Annotated in this window: 19 protein-coding genes; 7 read left to right on the top strand and 12 right to left on the bottom strand. The window is 36.1% G+C overall.

Annotation, left to right across the window (positions count from 1 at the left end; translation table 11 throughout):
- The first annotated feature begins 84 nt into the window (after nt 1-84).
- Nucleotides 85-1287 (top strand): ABC transporter permease, encoded by a 1203-nt coding sequence (locus EYB29_RS02060; RefSeq protein WP_166626413.1) that lies wholly within the window; start codon nt 85-87, stop codon nt 1285-1287.
- A 30-nt stretch (nt 1288-1317) separates the two neighbouring features.
- On the opposite strand, the gene EYB29_RS02055 is transcribed toward EYB29_RS02060, so the two are convergent.
- Entirely contained in the window at nt 1318-2235 is a 918-nt protein-coding gene (locus tag EYB29_RS02055) for a DMT family transporter (protein WP_166626412.1), read from the bottom strand.
- Between the two features lie 152 nt (nt 2236-2387).
- Between EYB29_RS02055 and EYB29_RS02050 the strand changes: the two genes are divergently transcribed.
- Together EYB29_RS02050 and EYB29_RS02045 are read left to right on the top strand one after the other, a co-directional pair.
- A complete protein-coding gene (locus EYB29_RS02050; RefSeq protein WP_240921815.1) occupies nt 2388-2900 on the top strand; it encodes a CHAP domain-containing protein in 513 nt (170 codons plus the stop codon).
- Between the two features lie 120 nt (nt 2901-3020).
- Entirely contained in the window at nt 3021-3695 is a 675-nt protein-coding gene (locus EYB29_RS02045) for a hypothetical protein (RefSeq protein ID WP_051220521.1), read from the top strand.
- Between the two features lie 57 nt (nt 3696-3752).
- On the opposite strand, the gene EYB29_RS02040 is transcribed toward EYB29_RS02045, so the two are convergent.
- The 6 genes from EYB29_RS02040 to EYB29_RS11560 form a co-directional block, all read right to left on the bottom strand.
- Nucleotides 3753-4925, bottom strand: a complete 1173-nt coding sequence (locus EYB29_RS02040; protein WP_026866995.1) for a hypothetical protein — start codon at nt 4923-4925, stop codon at nt 3753-3755.
- A 16-nt stretch (nt 4926-4941) separates the two neighbouring features.
- Nucleotides 4942-5295: a DoxX family protein gene (locus EYB29_RS02035; RefSeq protein ID WP_026866994.1), complete on the bottom strand. Its 354-nt coding sequence runs from the start codon at nt 5293-5295 to the stop codon at nt 4942-4944.
- Nucleotides 5296-5412: 117 nt separating this feature from the next.
- Complete coding sequence (locus EYB29_RS02030; protein ID WP_026866993.1) at nt 5413-6483, bottom strand: ABC transporter ATP-binding protein; 1071 nt, start codon at nt 6481-6483, stop codon at nt 5413-5415.
- A complete protein-coding gene (locus EYB29_RS02025) occupies nt 6458-8209 on the bottom strand; it encodes an ABC transporter permease (protein WP_035856381.1) in 1752 nt (583 codons plus the stop codon). Before EYB29_RS02025 ends, EYB29_RS02030 begins: the two co-directional genes overlap by 26 nt.
- Nucleotides 8210-8221: 12 nt before the next feature.
- Nucleotides 8222-9031: an extracellular solute-binding protein gene (locus tag EYB29_RS02020; protein WP_240921819.1), complete on the bottom strand. Its 810-nt coding sequence runs from the start codon at nt 9029-9031 to the stop codon at nt 8222-8224.
- Between the two features lie 38 nt (nt 9032-9069).
- Nucleotides 9070-9297 carry a hypothetical protein gene (locus EYB29_RS11560; RefSeq protein WP_240921814.1) on the bottom strand — a complete coding sequence of 76 codons (228 nt, stop codon included), beginning with the start codon at nt 9295-9297 and terminating at the stop codon, nt 9070-9072.
- A gap of 160 nt (nt 9298-9457) precedes the next feature.
- Here EYB29_RS11560 and EYB29_RS02015 point away from each other — a divergent pair, with 160 nt between their 5' ends.
- On the top strand, nt 9458-10345 hold the full coding sequence (locus EYB29_RS02015; RefSeq protein WP_026866991.1) for a LysR family transcriptional regulator: 888 nt from the start codon (nt 9458-9460) through the stop codon (nt 10343-10345).
- 43 nt (nt 10346-10388) lie between these two features.
- Nucleotides 10389-11276 (top strand): acetamidase/formamidase family protein, encoded by an 888-nt coding sequence (locus EYB29_RS02010; protein ID WP_026866990.1) that lies wholly within the window; start codon nt 10389-10391, stop codon nt 11274-11276.
- Nucleotides 11277-11341: 65 nt separating this feature from the next.
- On the opposite strand, the gene EYB29_RS02005 is transcribed toward EYB29_RS02010, so the two are convergent.
- Nucleotides 11342-11794, bottom strand: a complete 453-nt coding sequence (locus EYB29_RS02005) for a CNNM domain-containing protein (protein ID WP_026866989.1) — start codon at nt 11792-11794, stop codon at nt 11342-11344.
- A gap of 207 nt (nt 11795-12001) precedes the next feature.
- Entirely contained in the window at nt 12002-12256 is a 255-nt protein-coding gene (locus EYB29_RS02000; RefSeq protein WP_166626411.1) for a hypothetical protein, read from the bottom strand.
- A gap of 34 nt (nt 12257-12290) precedes the next feature.
- Between EYB29_RS02000 and EYB29_RS01995 the strand changes: the two genes are divergently transcribed.
- Nucleotides 12291-12965 (top strand): IS6-like element IS257 family transposase, encoded by a 675-nt coding sequence (locus EYB29_RS01995; protein ID WP_012896694.1) that lies wholly within the window; start codon nt 12291-12293, stop codon nt 12963-12965.
- A 178-nt stretch (nt 12966-13143) separates the two neighbouring features.
- Here the strand turns inward: EYB29_RS01995 and guaA are convergent, their stop codons facing one another.
- Both guaA and guaB read right to left on the bottom strand, forming a co-directional pair.
- On the bottom strand, nt 13144-14688 hold the full coding sequence (gene guaA / locus EYB29_RS01990) for a glutamine-hydrolyzing GMP synthase (RefSeq protein WP_166626410.1): 1545 nt from the start codon (nt 14686-14688) through the stop codon (nt 13144-13146).
- 18 nt (nt 14689-14706) lie between these two features.
- Nucleotides 14707-16176, bottom strand: coding sequence for an IMP dehydrogenase (gene guaB, locus EYB29_RS01985; protein WP_026867114.1), 1470 nt, complete (start codon nt 16174-16176; stop codon nt 14707-14709).
- Nucleotides 16177-16432: 256 nt separating this feature from the next.
- Here guaB and EYB29_RS01980 point away from each other — a divergent pair, with 256 nt between their 5' ends.
- Nucleotides 16433-16813 carry a general stress protein gene (locus EYB29_RS01980; RefSeq protein WP_166626409.1) on the top strand — a complete coding sequence of 127 codons (381 nt, stop codon included), beginning with the start codon at nt 16433-16435 and terminating at the stop codon, nt 16811-16813.
- A gap of 62 nt (nt 16814-16875) precedes the next feature.
- Here the strand turns inward: EYB29_RS01980 and EYB29_RS01975 are convergent, their stop codons facing one another.
- Nucleotides 16876-17547 (bottom strand): YfbU family protein, encoded by a 672-nt coding sequence (locus EYB29_RS01975; protein WP_166626408.1) that lies wholly within the window; start codon nt 17545-17547, stop codon nt 16876-16878.
- Nucleotides 17548-17606 lie beyond the last annotated feature (59 nt).

Below are 17606 nucleotides of genomic sequence, written 5' to 3'. Positions count from 1 at the left end.
TTTTTGCTTATGGCAACTGATTTAAATGCAGAATACAATAAAGTCACAAGTTATTCAACAATATGTTCATTAAGGAGTGTTTAAATGGATAAACTAAAAAATTCAAACAAAATTTTTCTAGTCCCAATTTTATTTGTTATCGTCTTCACCTTAATCATGCTTCCAGCATTCTCACCAATAGTCAAGGTAGAACCGAATAATATGCCAATCGGTTTAGTCATTAATGATGAAGGTGAAATGGGACAAACGATCGAAAATCAAATCAGTGAAAACGCACCGGATATGGTGTCATTCACATCTTACGATTCTGTTGATGAAATGGAAGATGCAATGGATCAACGTGATATTTATGGCGCAATAGAACTACCAGCGGATTTTTCAGAGAATATTATGAGCTTACAATCTGCAGAAATGACAAAAGCAAATGTTAATATATATGTTAATGAAGGCGCTTCTGCTATGGCTGCGTCTCAAATCGAAACAGCTCTAAATAATATGGTCTCCATGATGAATCAGCAGATCAGCAAACAGATTGTTTCAGGTATTGAGACAAAAACAGAAGAAATGAAATCTCAACTGCAACCTGTCTTAGAAGCTCAAGGTTCAGATAGTCCACTTCAAGGATTATCTAATATGATTTCACCAATTTCACCAGATATGGTCGACGCTATATCTAATCCCATTGAATCTGAGGTAATTAAGGTCAATGAAGCAGGAAGTCTCGCAAACATTCCAATGGCATTCCTTGCGTTTACATGGATTATTTCTATTGTTGGTGCAGTCATGCTGTACTTCTCAGATAATGGCAAAAGGTTTAATAGTCTTGGACAAAAGTACAGCTTTAACTTAGTTCAATCTATAGCACCATTTGTTTATGCACTAACAGCAGGATACTTCGCAACTTGGTTTTCAACATTAATTATGGATATTCAGTATCAGTCATTTAATACAATGGCCTTGTACTTATCACTAGTAATTGCAGCCTTTATGTTGATGATTTTTGCAGTGCTCAAATGGCTGAAACTTCCGAGTATAGTACTATTTGTTCTCTTGATGTTCTTTAGTATGGCGGCAATTCAATTACCACCGGAAATGTTACCTGATTTCTATAGGGATTATATCTATCCTTGGGTACCTTTAAGAATATATGCAGATGGATTAAAAGAAATTCTTTTCTTCAGTAAAGAATTAAATAATGGTTACAGCATGACATTCGTGTGGATCATTATCATTTCCCTTATAGTCATCTGGCTGAAGAACTTCATCGAGAAAAAGAAAACAGCATAAAGTAAGAGGCTAGAGAATCTGAATGATTCTCTAGCCTCTTTTCAATTTACGCTTCATCCATAGTCGTTCTAAATAACCTGTACCAAAGAGTACACCGGCGACAATAAACACAAAGCCAATCAATTGGGTGGCAGCTATTTTTTCTTTTAAGAAAATAACAGAGAATACGACACCAAAGAATGGGACAAAGTTATTAAATATTGCAGTTTTAGAAGCACCAATTTTTTGAATAGCTGAGTTAAAGACCATATGACCAAAACCTGTCGCTACAACACCGGATAAGAGTAATATTCCGCATACACCAATTGTCGAATCAGTCATCTCAGACAATCCAGATGGTTCAGTAATCAAACTAATACCCAATAGTCCAAATGATCCAGCAAGATTCATAATCGCTGTAACCTGTTTAGAATCCAAAGTTGCCGTCGCCTTTTTAATAAAGACAAAACTAATGGCTTGTGCAAACATTGATATAAACAAGACAAATTCGCCTTGTGATAATTGTAACCCTGAAAATGAACCGCCTTGTATAAAGAAGACACCGATTAAAGCTAAAACAAATCCAACCGATCGCATCTTAGTTAGTCTTTCATTTAAAAATATCATGCCTAGTATTGCTGTGGCTAATGGCACTAAAGATAATATGAGTGAACCTGTTGATGCTGGCGTCGTCATCAAACCTATCGCTAAAAACAGGTGGTGCATCATGACCCCAAAAATCATACCAAAAGCAGTAAACACCCACTCTTTTATAGTTAAAGCTCTCAATGACCTTCCAAAAATAACGATAAGCATAGCAGTTACACCAGCAATCATTATCCTAAATGCTGTCATGGTATGTGGAGGAAGGTTCTCTACTAATACCTTTAGAAATACAACGTTAAGTCCCCAAATTGCAGTAATTAGAAAAACAAGACCATAAGTAAATATAAGACTTTGCTGCTTCAAGACCACACCACCCTGTTGTTTTCTATTGCTTCATTTTCTCATAAGCACTTTAAATATACGATATTAAATGCTTGGGTCATCCTTTTATTTGACCTAGGACGTGTATTCTTTAAAATTATAACCAGAAAATATAATCATAATGAGTTGATAAATTGAAGCACATAATTAATACAAAGAATATTGTACTTGTTACTTTAATAATATTGTTAGGCCTATTCGGTTTCTATCTATATAATGCCTATCATGCAGAAGATCCTCCAACTTGGATGGCAAATATTAAAGAAGATATAAGACAAATGAGAGATCCAATGCATCACAACACTTATGACAAAGGTGAATGTACCTATTATGTATTCGATAAAGTCAAAGCTGATGGCAACATGATTGAAAAATCATGGCGTGATGCTGAACACTGGGCGAATAAGGCTGAAGAAGATGGCTATATAGTAAATAACACACCAAAAGAAGGTGCGCTTTTACAGACTGACACAGGCCCAATTGGTCATGTGGCTTATATTGAGCATATAAATGATGATGGTTCAGTCCATATATCTGAAATGAACTTACATGAAGCTTATGAGATTACAGAGCGAACAATCGATTCAGAGCAGTTGGAAGCTTATCAAGTCATACATCCTAAAGAAAATCCACATGCACCAAAATAGAGCGATAATAAAGTTGAAAGTGTAATTCATGTAATATTTTTGTAATATAATTGCAATATTTATTTTACCGTGTTATTTTGTCCGTATAGATAAAGTTAGATATTCAGGAAGGGGATTTCTATGAAGAAAGTAACTTTATTGAGTTCATTATTGGTCGCGGGTGCGTTAGCATTCACTGGCATCGGTAACAATGCAGAAGCGGATGAAATTGAATTTGACGCTGCGAAAACCGTTTGGGGTACCTTACAACCAGCAGAATCTGATATAGATGGTGATGGTTGGTCAGATGGTGGATATGATTTCGACTGGCTACCCAAAGCACAACAAGACAAAGTTGAACAACTTGCAGATCAACAAGAGGCAGGAGAAATTACTCAAGTAGAATACAATGAGGCAGTTTCTGATATATTTGACGAAGAACACGCCTTACTCAATGGTCCCTATGGTGGGTTTTTCACATCAGAAAATGAGAACCTTGCAAGCTACGCGTTTTATGCACCTAAAACATTAGATGCTGCGCCACTAAAAGATGGTGCTTATCACTATAACTTTATCTATGATGGTTATGAGTTTGACTTTAAGTCTAACGGTGAAGAATGGACTTGGTCATATGACGAAGCTCAAAATGAATATACGGATGAGGAACTAATTGATTTAGTGCATAACAACCCGGAAGTATTAGATGAAAAGCCAGTTAAATCTGGTGCATATGACTTTAAGATTGAAGATGACAAATACGTTTACCACTTTGCTTCTGATGGGGAACAGTGGACTTGGTCGTATGAGTCAAAATAATATAAGTTAACAGACGAACGCCCCAGAGCAAAGCTCTGGGGCGTTCGTTTTTGTATATCAATCATTCTCTGCTTCTTGTTCAATTTCTTTAGTTGTTTGTTGTCTTTGTTGCTGCCTATATCCATAGGTACTATTTAAAAGTACATCCTCATTATTAACGGAAGACCCTAGTGCACCAATAATTGTAGACAGACTCGTTGCAATCCATGTTGTATATGCATAGGAACTAATATTTACAGCACTCACTGTCATATTTTCTTCAGCCTGACTTGGTGGAATTAATAATGAGGTGAGAACCATAAACATTACAAATAACAGTACATAGTACATCACTACTGTTAACAATAATGTGAAAAACGTTGTTGCATTGTATAGTTTACCTAGAAAAGCATGTTCATCCTTTACTTTACTCTCCCATAAATTATTAGAGGTAATAATCCAAGCAACTAAGGATAATATCGCAACAAACATCAGTACGATTGCTCTAATTGTACTGAAATGTGTGCTTAAGCCCCAAATAGTGGGAAAGACTAAGGCATAAGCACCAGTTGTGAAAGCAATGATAACTATATTTAAAAAGGCTTTAAATAACTTCATTGGTCTGTTGGCATTAATCATACCTGAAATGATCCTAAGTAAGCCTTTTTTCTCTGATTGAACAGTAAATCTTGCATGTGTACTATTTTTTGTATTTGAAGTTTCACGTTCTAATGGAGAGAGTTTTTCAAAAAATCTCTGCCCAATTAAACTTTTTGAACTTTGATATTGAATATCATCATTCGATTTTTCGTTACATTCCTGAGTTTGCTCTGATTCTTTTCTCTCTCTTTCAGAACTACCATAATAGATTTCATTCATCATTTGAAGAATAGACTCCCTGACACGCTTTTTCATTGGGGCAAAGCCAAAACCAGGTAAGCTAATAAATGCGACATGCTCATCACTATGAACTTCAGCAATGATCGGTTTTTTACCATCAAATAAAGGAAGGTCTGTTAAAGTAATCGCGTAATCCCATCCCTTGTTCGACATCTCCGCTTTCGTCCATTCTATTGCCCTATCCGCCCGGTTCGTACCACCCGTCCAACTATCAACATGACACTCGATTTCCCATGTCACATCATTATTAACGTAATGTTTTAGGTGTCTAGGAAGGTCATCTATTAAATCATCGATAATCTCTTCAGCATAATCCGGCGCTGTAATTAAGCCCAGGGTTCTTTTCTGCATGGAATCCACCCTTTCTCTATATTCTCTTAACCATACCCATTAATACAAACTGTAGTGGTAATCTTAAGTAAAGGAGCCGCTTAGGTAGTTCGATCGTACCAAGTGGGAGTTTCTTTCTAGCCATATAAATATTTGCTGGAAAGACAGCAAGTAGGAAAGCATTGATTAAATTTTTAAGAGTCTTGCCCGGTCGTTTGAAGAAAAGTAACAATCCAAATACGATTTCAACCACTCCAGACGCATGAACAATGAAGCGTTTAAAAGGTAAATAATCTGGGACAACTTTTTCAAAACCCTCTTCTCTTTTGAAATGTAGAAAACCTGCAACACTAAATACTATTGCGAGTGAAAATCTATATATGTGGCGCATAAATCAGTCTCCTTTTTTAATTTACTTGGTTCAGTTTAACATAGTTGTTTATAAATATTGTTCGATAAATTAAGAAACATACCTACTACGTTAGTATTAGGTATATTTCTTAACAATTTATACTTTATAAAATTTTGTTCTCTCTTCATTGAACTTTATCTTTACGTAGGATTCTTCATCTAGTTGACTATTGTGAAGCAGCTCTACATTTATACCATTTTTTGTTTGTAATCTAATTCTCCAATGATGACCCTCATAAATACAGTGAGTTACTTTTACTTCCATGACATTGTTCTCTATTTCTGAACCATTATATAGCGATACTTCTTCTATTTGAGACATAATGATTATCTCATCATCCATCAATAAATCAGCTCTGCTATCACTGATAAATTGATATCCTTCGACTTCCACAATACACTTGTCGTGATCAATATAAGTTATTTTTCCTCTCATGGTATTTTGGAAACCTAATAATTCTGCGACAGCCTTTGTAGCCGGGTTATCGAATATTTGTTGAGGTGTATCAAATTGAGCAATTTTTCCATCATCTAAGACAATGATACGATCTGCTAGTGAAAATGCTTCTAAAATATCATGTGTGACATAGATTGTTGTGACTGATAATTCCTTTAATATCTTAGAAAGCTCTGCTCTCATTTCAGTTCTTAATTTAACATCCAAATTAGAAAGTGGTTCATCCATTAATAACACTTTAGGATTTGTTGCTAAAGCCCTTGCTATCCCTACTCTTTGTTGCTGTCCACCGGAAAGTTCAGATGGGGTTTGAGAAAGTAAACCGTTAAGCTGAAGCATTTTAATGTATTTCTCTATACGTTTTTCTCTGTCTAAAGCCTTCATTTTTTGTCTTTTCAATCCATACTCGATATTTTCTTTAGCTGTCATATGTGGCCAAAGTGCATAGTTTTGGAATACCATATTTAAATTTCTTTTCTCTGGTGACACGCTTTTTTTATCGTTAAAGATAGTTTCATTTTCTATAGTGAGTACTCCAGAATCTGATGAGAGGAGTCCTGAAATTATTTGTAATAGGGTAGATTTTCCACTACCTGAATGGCCCAATAGGCATACGCACTCTCCTTCATTTACGGAGAAAGAAATATTCTTAAGGACTTCTTTAGAATCAAAAGCCTTAGTGACATTATCCACGGTTAATATTTGATTCATAAAGCATTATCTTCCTTTTTTTATTATTTTCCATCAATCTACTCAAGATACTATTAATTATCTGAACCGCTATAATAATCAAAACAACTACAGCTGCTCCCAGTACTGAAGCTGCCGTCGCATAGCCATAATCGCCTACTTCAAATGCACGATCAATCACTATAGGCAGTAAGGTATAGTTAGGAGGCTGAAGCATTGATGCGATAGCTAAGTCAAATACACTAGAACCAAATGATGCTAATGTAGCAATGAGCAAGGTATTTCTCACAATCGGTAGCAATATTGTACTCATTCTCATTAGCACACTTGCACCTTGTACTGAAGCAGCCTGTAATAGTACTGGAGACACATTAGAAACCGCACCTAATTGTATCCTTACAGCATATGGAATCGCTCCTGCCACTGCAGCGATAACCAGTAGTGTCGGTGTTCCATATAAATTCAGTCCAAGCGGTTCTAACCATCTTTGATTCCAAATGAAGATATATCCTATACCTAATACAACTCCAGGTACTGCCAAAGAAATCACTGTAAATACTTGTAAAGGTCCTTTCATTTTTGATTCTGTAAAAACCAAAACAAAGGTTACAGTAAACGCTAATATCATACTAATTAATGCTGCAATTATTGCTAAAGAAATTGAATTCTTCAGTCCCTCAAATACAGAAGAAATCGCTGCATAACGATTATCTCCTCCTGCAAAAAGCGTTCGATAATTATCAAATGTCAGATTATCAAAAACCAATCCTCTAGAAAGACTATCCATGAATGATACAGAGACACTTGTAAATACAGGTATTCCTAAACAGATTAAGAGCAATACTAGAGTTATTAAATTAACAAGCCAAGCATTCTTAGGTTCTACTCTCACAGTTCTTGATGCAGTACTCCCTAAAAAGTCGACTTTAGATTTTTTTGTGGCAATAAACAAAATCAACATTGCAAATACTAATATCAATACTAAATAGAAAGATAAAACCCCTGCCATATCAAAACGTACCGGTGATTGGTTGATTGCAGTGTATATCGAGTAAGGCAAGGTTGGAAATCTATACAGTGTTGACAGTGCTGCCGGTAAACCAAAATCCCCAATTATATCAATGAAAACTAAAGTCCACCCTGCGACCACTGATGGCATTGCTAAAGGTAATTGTATAGTACGAAGCACTGTGAAAGGTTTAGCACCGTTCAGTTTAGCTGCATTGTCCAACTGAGAAACGTTCCATTCCATTGCCGCAACAATAGTGAGATAGGCAAGTGGAAATTTGGTCATACCCATAATAAAGATGAGTCCTACTGGTTGAAAAATAAAATCCGTTACCCATTCCCAACCAAAAACAGAACTTGCCATACCCGTTCTATTTGCAAATAATAACCATCCTTGTGCAATCATAAATGAAGGAATTATGAGAAGAATCCATGCAGATAGATCTAACCATTTTCCTAACAAAAATGACCATCTTGCTCTAAAATAAGCAAGTATAAATCCTACTAAAACACCAAGAAATGCACCACCAATTCCAAGAATTAAGGAATTTTTTAAAGATACGAGCCAAAGCTGTCTTTCAAAAACTTCAAATAATATCGTAAAACTATTAAAATCTAATTCACCGAAGAATAGTCCGGGTAATATCGCATTGAGTATTACTGCAAGTAGTGGCAGGAATACCATTACAAACAGTACTCCTGTCACTAAGTAAGCATAAAATTTCCCACTGAATTTCACTGATAAAACCCCTTACTGAACGTTCTGGTCTGCAAACCAAGTTTTAATTTCTTCTTCATATTCTGCAGCCCATTCAGCTTCTGGTAGCATCATTTCTGGATTTTCAGGTCGACCTTCTCTTACTTCCACACCCTCAGCCATAGGAGTGAAGAAACTTGCTGCATCTGAATCAATTGAAGTTAAGAATTCTTGTGTTTCAGCGTCCATTAAAAATTCTACAAATTGTTCTGCTTCTTCAATGTTGTCAGATTCCTTGTTAATTGCTACAACTCTTAAACTACCAGGTGCGCCTTCTTCCGGCCAAATAAGATCTACAGGTTCATCATCTAAAATAGCCTCATATGCATTATGCTCCTGAAGTGCTGCCAAGTGTATTTCTCCATTGATCAATCCAGTTGTTAACGGTCCATTTTTTGGATATATATTAATACCCTTTTCGAATCGCTCAGTATAAATCTCTTTACCTTCTTCAATACCCCATTCATTAAATATTCCAGAAACTAATGGGTAGGCTGGAGCAGCAACTGCAGGGTCCGCATGTCCTATTGGTCCGTCATATTCATAAAATTCTTCCCATGTTTTAGGAACTTCTTCTTCAGTTAGAATGTCCGTGTTGTATGCTATGACTCCTGCTGCATGCATACCGATTGGGAAATATGCATTGTCTTCAGGTATTAATTCTTCGTATTCATCTTTAACATTTGAAATATTTTCAGGTTCAAAATCTGTATGTAAAAATCCTCTGTCTGCTAGATTACGTATTGAACCGTGACCATCCATAAAAATGATATCCCAATTAGGATTTCCTTGTTCCGCTTCTATTTGCGCTAAAGCTTCACCACCACCAAAATGGACACCTTCTACAGAGATACCCGCTCTTCTTCAAACTTTGGTCCAATAACTTCAATAAAATCATTACCGTACAATACTAGCTCGCTGTCTTCTGTTGCTTCTTCAGTTTCTTCAGATGCACTCGCACTATCTACGTTTTCGTCCGCTGATTCTTCTCCAGTTTCATCAGACATACCGCAAGCAGAAAGTAATAAAATGGATGTCAAAAATAAGTAAACTAAGTATTTTTTATTCATAATTCTCCCTCTCTCATTTAATTTCTACTCTAAATATAAGGACTGAATATTAAAGTCATATATGTATAATGTAAATTGAAAGTAAAATATTATCTATGTTATTTATTTTTTAATAGATATTATCTATTATAGAGTTATTGGAAATTGCTGGAGGCTGATTATGAATATTCAACAACTTAAAGTTTTTGTTTACACTGTCAAATACGAAAAACTATACCTAGTTGCCAAAAAATTAAATATTAAGCAACCTACTGTTACTTTTCATCTGAACAAACTCCAAGACAGTCTTGGAGTTGATCTCTTAAAAACAAGATCTTTCCACTCCATAAAATTAACAAAGGCTGGTGAAGAATTTTATAAAACAGCACAGATTATTATCAACCAATATGATGAGCTAGACCTCTTGATGAGTGACTATAAAAATTTAAATAAAGGTTCACTCTCAATATGTAGCAATCACACACCTGCTACATATATGATTCTTCCATATATAAATGACATCACTAAAACACATGATAATTTATCTATTTCTGTACATGTATATGGAACCTCAAGCATAGTTAATAAGGTTAAGAACTTCGAATGTGATATAGGTATTATTAATTCCAATGATTTTAATGATGATGAGTTAATTGCCCATCACTTCAGTGATGATCCTTTAATTGTTGTCTTTACCCCCGATCATCCGCTAAATGAGTTAGACCAGATTACTGCATATGATTTAGAGAGACACTCTTTCATCAATCATGAAGAAGGGTCTACAACTCGTTCCTCTATAGATAATTGGACACGTGAAAACAATATAGATTTAAATGTTAAAATGGTTTCCTCAGGGTCTGAATCTGTTAAAGAGGCTGTAAAATTAGGTATGGGCTTTGCCATACTTTCTTCAACGCTTGTGTCAGCAGAAATTAAAAATGGTACTTTAAGTTTCCATCAAATCCCAAAATGGACCTTAAACAGGAAAGTGTATCTTATATACAGAAAAGGTCGCATTATTACACCTACGATGAAATTATTTATAGAAAGTTTAAAACACCAAGTTTAACCGAATGTTATAATGACAGTAATTTTAAGGGGTGAGTGAACTTATGAAAAAATTAGAATGTGATCAAACAATAAATTATTTCACACCTGATCTGGTGTCTGTGATGACTGTGGATTTAAATGAGCAGTTCAAGGTAGAGACTCATGACTGCTATGGGGGGCAAGTACAAGATGAACATACTTCTAGATGGGACATTGATCGTTCAATTATAAACCTAGCTACAGGTCCGATTTATATAAATGGTTTGAAAGCTGGTGATGTGGTTAAGCTTGATATTGATAATATTGAGCTCGGTTCTTCTGGTATTATGATGACAGCTAAGGGGCTCGGCGTCCTGGGTGATACCATACAAAATGAGTCGACGAAGATTTTATCGGTTGAAGATGGATTCGTGAAGTTTAGCGAACGTCTATGCCTCCCTGTTAAACCGATGATTGGTGTCATCGGACTGGCAACAAAAGAAGATAAAATCCATACTGCTTCACCAGGTTGTCATGGTGGCAATATGGATACGACTGACATTACTACAGGTAATTCTCTTTACCTTCCTGTTTTTCAAGATGGTGGCTTACTTGCTATGGGAGATCTTCATGCAACAATGGGTGATGGAGAACTCGATGGTACCGGGGTAGAAATTGATGGTGAAGTCACTTTAACAGCTTCTAAAGTAGAAGGCTTATCAATTTTAAACCCGATCGTCGAAAGTCCAGATGCTTTTTTCTTTATCGCATCAGCTAAAACATTAGATGAAGCCATTAAAATTGCATCACAAAATACGGTCGATCATCTAACGCTTGTACTTAAGGAAGACTATGAGATGGCCTATCGATTGTTGTCTGCCTGCTGTGACATTCGCATCAGTCAGGTCGTTAATCCTTTAGTCACCGTTAGAGTGAGAGTGCCTAAAACACTGCTCCCTAACTTAATATAAATTTAGTGATAATTTATTTTATTCCACATAAAAAGGTGCATCTGATTCTTTGTCAGATGCACCTTTTAACCATTAATCGTAATTAACCAGCCAAAAATAGCTAAATATATGTTTGTAGAACGTGCCATACCAAGTGCTAAAGGTTCAGGGTTAGCAATCGCTAAGTTTTTAGGGTATAACTCACCAAAAATCATTTGGACAACTGTAGATAAGGCTAAAGCCAATACTGTCCCTAAGATTACAGCTAAACTATTACCTACTAAAGGTTCCGCAACAAAACCAATCAATAGTCCAGTTATAGTAATCCCTAATTGAGCACCTGAGAGCATGAACGAAGTTTTTCTCGTTACAGATAGTGCATTTTTAGCCGCACCATTCCCCTCTTCTGCAAGTGTACTTAAACGAGAACGATCGACAGACATATATGCAAATTCCTGAGCAACAAAATAACCATTCGCAGCAATAATCGCGAGAATGATTATGATACCTAAGAGTAATGTTAAAACGGCGCCTAACATTGTGCATCACCTACCCTCTTGAACTTTATGGGTCGACTCGCATCATCCGCTTCATCAGTACTCGTAGTTTCGTTCTTCGAGTATGAATCCAAAATCTCCTACTTCATTGTCATTGTATATTATCTCCTCCAAAAATATAGTTTATAAAAATATTACAGATACTTGCGATCTAAAACAAAAAATACGATTGCAAAAACCCTTCATGATTTAATTTGAAGATGTCGTTGCTGTGACAATAGTTTCAGTTGACTCCACTACTTCCTCCACCGTATCTAAAGCGACGATATTAATGTCCTTACTAAGTACTGCGCTTAAGTCGTCAGTAAATTTCTCTCCTTTACTTGGTGTTCTGTTATATAAATAAATATTTTCGATATCTGCCGCTTCAACTGCTGCAATTAACTGGTAAAATCCTTGTAAGGGTTCTGTTGCAAAGTTGAATTTATAGTATAATTTTAACAAAAAGGAGTCTTCTGTATGAAAAGGAGTCTTCTGTATGAACTATTTCAGATATAAACAATTTAACAAGGATGTTATCACTGTAGCCGTTGGCTACTATCTAAGATATGCATTGAGTTATCGTGATATATCTGAAATATTAAGGGAACGTGGTGTAAACGTTCATCATTCAACGGTCTACCGTTGGGTTCAAGAATATGCCCCAATTTTATATCAAATTTGGAAGAAAAAGCATAAAAAAGCTTATTACAAATGGCGTATTGATGAGACGTACATCAAAATAAAAGGAAAATGGAGCTATTTATATCGTGCCATTGATGCAGAGGGACATACATTAGATATTTGGTTGCGTAAGCAACGAGATAATCATTCAGCATATGCGTTTATCAAACGTCTCATTAAACAATTTGGTAAACCTCAAAAGGTAATTACAGATCAGGCACCTTCAACGAAGGTAGCAATGGCTAAAGTAATTAAAGGTTTTAAACTTAAACCTGACTGTCATTGTACATCGAAATATCTGAATAACCTCATTGAGCAAGATCACCGTCATATTAAAGTAAGAAAGACAAGGTATCAAAGTATCAATACAGCAAAGAATACTTTAAAAGGTATTGAATGTATTTACGCTCTATATAAAAAGAACCGCAGGTCTCTTCAGATCTACGGATTTTCGCCATGCCACGAAATTAGCATCATGCTAGCAAGTTAAGCGAACACTGACATGATAAATTAGTGGTTAGCTATATTTTTTCAATAATACTAATTTTTTCTTCAAAACTACGATGTCGAGCCATAATAAAACCTCCTAAGTTTACAGATTTTTTAATTCATCTGTAAACTTAGGAGGTAGCAGGTCAGCAGTTAAAGGGTTTTAGTGTTTTATATAGTTATTCCCACTCAATCGTCGCTGGTGGCTTACTTGTAATATCATAAACGACACGGTTGATGTGTCTGACTTCATTGACTAAACGTTTTGATAATCTTTCTAAAACATCCCAATCAATTTTTGCAAATTCACTTGTCATACCATCGATGCTCGTTACTGCTCTGACACCGATTGTGTAATCATAAGTTCTATAATCGCCAGTGACACCAACTGATCTGATATTCGGTAATACTGTGAAGTACTGCCAAATATCTCTTTCGAGTCCGGCCTTAGCGATCTCATCTCTTAAGATCCAATCACTTTCTCTAACGATTTCAAGTTTTTCTTCAGTAATTTCACCTAAGACTCTAATACCTAATCCTGGTCCTGGGAATGGTTGTCGCCATACTAAGTGTTCTGGAATTCCAAGTTCAATCCCTAACTCACGGACTTCGTCTTTAAAGAGCGTATTTAGTGGTTCAATTAATTCAAACTGCATATCTTCAGGTAGTCCACCTACATTGTGGTGGGATTTGATTGTCTTCGCAGTTTCTGTACCTGATTCAATAATATCTGTATATAGTGTACCTTGTGCTAGGAAGTCGATACCTTTAAGTTTAGATGCTTCATCATCAAAGACATAAATGAATTCATTACCAATAATCTTACGTTTTTCTTCAGGGTCTGACACCCCTTCAAGTTTGGATAGGAAACGGTCTTTCGCATCGACTTTGATGATGTTCATGTTGAAGCCTTCACCAAATTGTTCCATTACCATATCCGCTTCACCTTTACGTAAGAGACCATGGTCTACAAAGATACATGTCAGTTGGTCACAGATCGCTCTATGAATCAGCACTGCTGTAACGGATGAGTCTACACCACCACTCATGGCACACAGAACTTGTTTGTCGCCAACTTGTTCGCGGATTTTCTCCACTTCAATGTCAATAAAGTTATCCATCGTCCACTGTCCATGGCAACCACAAATATTACGGATAAAGTTTTCAATAAACTTATTCCCATTTTCAGTATGTCTGGATTCCGGATGGAACTGCACACCATAAAACGGTTTTTCATTGTGTTTAACTGCTGCTGTTGGGCATAGTACTGTCTCAGCAATTGCTGTAAAACCATCACCTAGACGTGTCACTTTGTCTCCGTGACTCATCAGTACTTGTTCGATTGTGTTCCAACCTTCAAAAATATCAATTTCATTATTTAAGCGCATCTCAGTTTGACCAGATTCTTTTTCATTTGAATCTACCACTTCTCCGCCGTTCATCTGCATCATCAGTTGCATACCATAGCAAATACCAAGTACTGGCACACCTAATTCAAATACACCTGGATCTACAGTAAAGGCGTCATCCGCATACACTGAACGTGGTCCACCGGAAAGAATAATCCCTTTTGGATCGAGTTCTTTAATTTCTTCAATCGTGATGCTTGGATTATGCAATTCACTATACACACCAAGGTCACGAATGCGGCGGGTAATCAGTTGGTTATACTGACTACCGTAATCAATTACTAATATAAGTTCTTGTTCTTTTCCCATTTCCATAAGCGAATTACTCCTTAGTTATCTACTGTAGTTTGGTGCTTCTTTAGTCACTTGTACATTGTGTGGATGACTTTCAATTAAGCCAGCTGCTGTAATCTTCACAAATTGACTTTGTTCTCTAAGTGCCTCTAAGTTCTTACTACCAGTATAACCCATACCTGAACGGAGACCACCCATTAATTGGTACACTGTATCCGCTACTGGGCCTTTATACTCTGTGCGGCCTTCAATGCCTTCTGGCACAAATTTCTTCGCTTCAGAATCTTCTTGGAAGTAACGATCTTTAGAACCTTGTTCCATAGCACCCATAGAACCCATGCCACGGTATGTCTTGTAACGACGCCCTTGGAACATTTCAGTCTCACCAGGTGCTTCTTCAGTACCTGCTAATAAGCTACCAAGCATAACTACATGACCACCGGCTGCAAGGGCTTTAACGATGTCACCAGATAGTTTAATACCACCATCAGCAATAATCGCTTTACCATGTTTACGTGCCTCTGTAGCTGCATCATAAACTGCAGAAACCTGTGGTACACCTACTCCTGTTACGACACGTGTTGTACAGATTGAACCTGGTCCAATACCAACTTTAACTACGTCAACACCCGCTTCAATTAAAGCACGTGTCCCTTCTGCTGTCGCAACATTACCGGCAATTAATGTCACTTCAGGGAATTGGTTACGAATATCTTTAATCGCATCTAGAACACCTTGTGAGTGGCCGTGTGCCGTATCAATAACTAAAGCATCAGCGCCAGCTTCAACAAGCTCAGTTGCACGTTTTTCAGTTTCTTTAGCAATACCAATCGCTGCTGCAACGAGTAGACGTCCTTGGTCATCCTTTGCAGCATCTGGGAATTCAATAACTTTTTCAATATCTTTGATTGTAATTAATCCTTTTAAGACATTATTGTCGTCAACTAAAGGTAATTTTTCTATACGGTGCTCTTGTAAAATACGGCCCGCATCTTCTAATGTTGTACCAACCGGGGCTGTGATAAGGTTATCTTTTGTCATAACCTCTTCGATTGTAATCGAATAGTTTTCGATAAAACGCATATCTCTATTAGTAATAATACCTATTAATTTTTTCTCTTCAGGATTATTAACAATCGGCACACCTGATATACGATATTTGCCCATTAAGTGTTCAGCTGCAAACACTTGCTCTTCTTTTGTTAAGAAGAACGGATCTTTAATTACACCATTTTCTGAACGTTTCACTTTCTCAACTTCATCACGTTGACGTTCGATAGACATGTTTTTGTGAATGACACCTAAACCACCTTGACGTGCTAATGCTATCGCCATTTGTGATTCAGTAACAGTATCCATTCCTGCACTGATTAAAGGAATGCTTAACTTCAAATTCGGTGCGAGCTCTACTGATAAATCAACTTCTTTAGGAAGGACCTCAGAGTGTGCTGGTAAAAGTAACACATCATCAAAAGTTAATCCTTCTTTTTTAAACTTATCTTCCCACATAAAAACTGCCTCCTAGTATGTAATTATTAATAAATAAAAAGATGCTGAAAATATTAATTTCAATATTATAGCAAAAATCCGAACTGTTTAGCAATATTTTCTTCAAGATAAATATAACTCATTATAAAACACTATACAATTTAAAAAAGGTAGGACTTAATGTTCGGAATTTTATGATATTATAAGTAAAACTTTGGTTTACATTCGTTTTTCAAGGGAATAGATAGATATCAAGATTTTTGTAGAGGTGAGCATTGTGCAATATATTGAGAAATATGACACAGATAGTGAAATTCTAGAACGTATTGATCAACTTAAAAATGAGCAAGATTATTACGAATCAGATTTTAATGTACTAGGTTTAGATGAAAAAGAACCTGATTGGACAGAATATATGGGGTTCACATACAACCCACACTCTGAGAGCACTTCATTTAAAGATATTTTTACAAATAATGAAAAGGCCGAGAGTTTTTTACTGACTTCAGGCTTAGAGGAAGACCTAGTTTCATCATATCTCAACTTTGTTGAGGAAGGAAAGTTTTTACTCATCTATGACGACAAATCACTTAATCGTGACGAGCGACGAGATAGCGTGGAAGCTACAATTCAAAAAGGACCAGAAGAAGAAAAATAAATCGTAAAAACCAAGCAGAGTTAAATGACATCAGGTCATCATAACTTTTGCTTGGTTTTCTTTTATAAAGTAAATTTAATTTGTTGATTGCGACCAATACATATGTAAATCAGCATCTCTTCAGTTAGAAAGGTACACAATTTATGCCTTTCGTATCTCGCCAACATGTTCCTGTAATGTTTTAGTGTCAAAGGCAACTTCTCATTAAAAATAGCCTGGCTGTGCTGCTTGTGTTTAAATAAAAAGATATAATGCGACAAGTGCTGTTCATCTGCATTTTCAAATCCGCTAAACCTTGTGTAATAATTCCTACCTATTAAATCTGCAGTTTTCAGTGGTAGCTTGGATAGAGACAAGGAAATATGAGCAAACATCTCTAAAATATGCTCCACTTCAACTGAAACATTTGCTGACACTGGATTGTTGTTTAAACCTAAAAAATCTCTGATTTCATCATAATAAAAAAGAAGTCCATCTCTTACCGCATCCAAATAGAAGTCACATTTATTTCTGTACTCCATATCGGAACAATTGTCTTTCTTTCGCTCAAGTAAATTAATCACTTCGATTTTCTCAGCTGCACTAATAAAATCTAGCCTTCTTGGCCACAGGATATTTTCCATACTTAAATACGATCCAATGCAGTCACACGATTTCGTGTATACCTTTTTTTGGACAAACAATGCTACGATAATACAAAATGCCATACAAGTTTTATATAATCTTTCTTGCATGTTGATCATTCCTTTTCAGTTTTTCTCTGATGTCTCAGAGTTAAACCTATTATATTTCA

Origin of the sequence: Jeotgalicoccus sp. S0W5 (assembly GCF_011634875.1) — a bacterium.
In the GTDB taxonomy this organism is placed as follows: Bacteria; Bacillota; Bacilli; order Staphylococcales; family Salinicoccaceae; genus Jeotgalicoccus; species Jeotgalicoccus marinus.
The sequence above is the reverse complement of the archived record's forward strand: the minus strand, read 5'-3'. Positions and strand labels throughout refer to the sequence as shown.

Bases quoted from the DNA above. Each gene is read 5' to 3' on its own strand.
- EYB29_RS02030 (WP_026866993.1), bottom strand. From the start codon at position 6,483: ATGAATCAAATATTAACCGTGGATAATGTCACTAAGGCTTTTGATTCT.
- EYB29_RS02035 (WP_026866994.1), bottom strand. From the start codon at position 5,295: ATGCGCCACATATATAGATTTTCACTCGCAATAGTATTTAGTGTTGCA.
- guaB (WP_026867114.1), bottom strand. From the start codon at position 16,176: ATGTGGGAAGATAAGTTTAAAAAAGAAGGATTAACTTTTGATGATGTG.
- EYB29_RS02040 (WP_026866995.1), bottom strand. From the start codon at position 4,925: ATGCAGAAAAGAACCCTGGGCTTAATTACAGCGCCGGATTATGCTGAA.
- EYB29_RS02015 (WP_026866991.1), top strand. From the start codon at position 9,458: ATGAATATTCAACAACTTAAAGTTTTTGTTTACACTGTCAAATACGAA.
- EYB29_RS01975 (WP_166626408.1), bottom strand. From the start codon at position 17,547: ATGCAAGAAAGATTATATAAAACTTGTATGGCATTTTGTATTATCGTA.
- EYB29_RS02060 (WP_166626413.1), top strand. From the start codon at position 85: ATGGATAAACTAAAAAATTCAAACAAAATTTTTCTAGTCCCAATTTTA.
- EYB29_RS02010 (WP_026866990.1), top strand. From the start codon at position 10,389: ATGAAAAAATTAGAATGTGATCAAACAATAAATTATTTCACACCTGAT.
- EYB29_RS11560 (WP_240921814.1), bottom strand. From the start codon at position 9,297: ATGAATAAAAAATACTTAGTTTACTTATTTTTGACATCCATTTTATTA.
- EYB29_RS02045 (WP_051220521.1), top strand. From the start codon at position 3,021: ATGAAGAAAGTAACTTTATTGAGTTCATTATTGGTCGCGGGTGCGTTA.
- EYB29_RS01995 (WP_012896694.1), top strand. From the start codon at position 12,291: ATGAACTATTTCAGATATAAACAATTTAACAAGGATGTTATCACTGTA.
- EYB29_RS02005 (WP_026866989.1), bottom strand. From the start codon at position 11,794: ATGTTAGGCGCCGTTTTAACATTACTCTTAGGTATCATAATCATTCTC.
- guaA (WP_166626410.1), bottom strand. From the start codon at position 14,688: ATGGAAATGGGAAAAGAACAAGAACTTATATTAGTAATTGATTACGGT.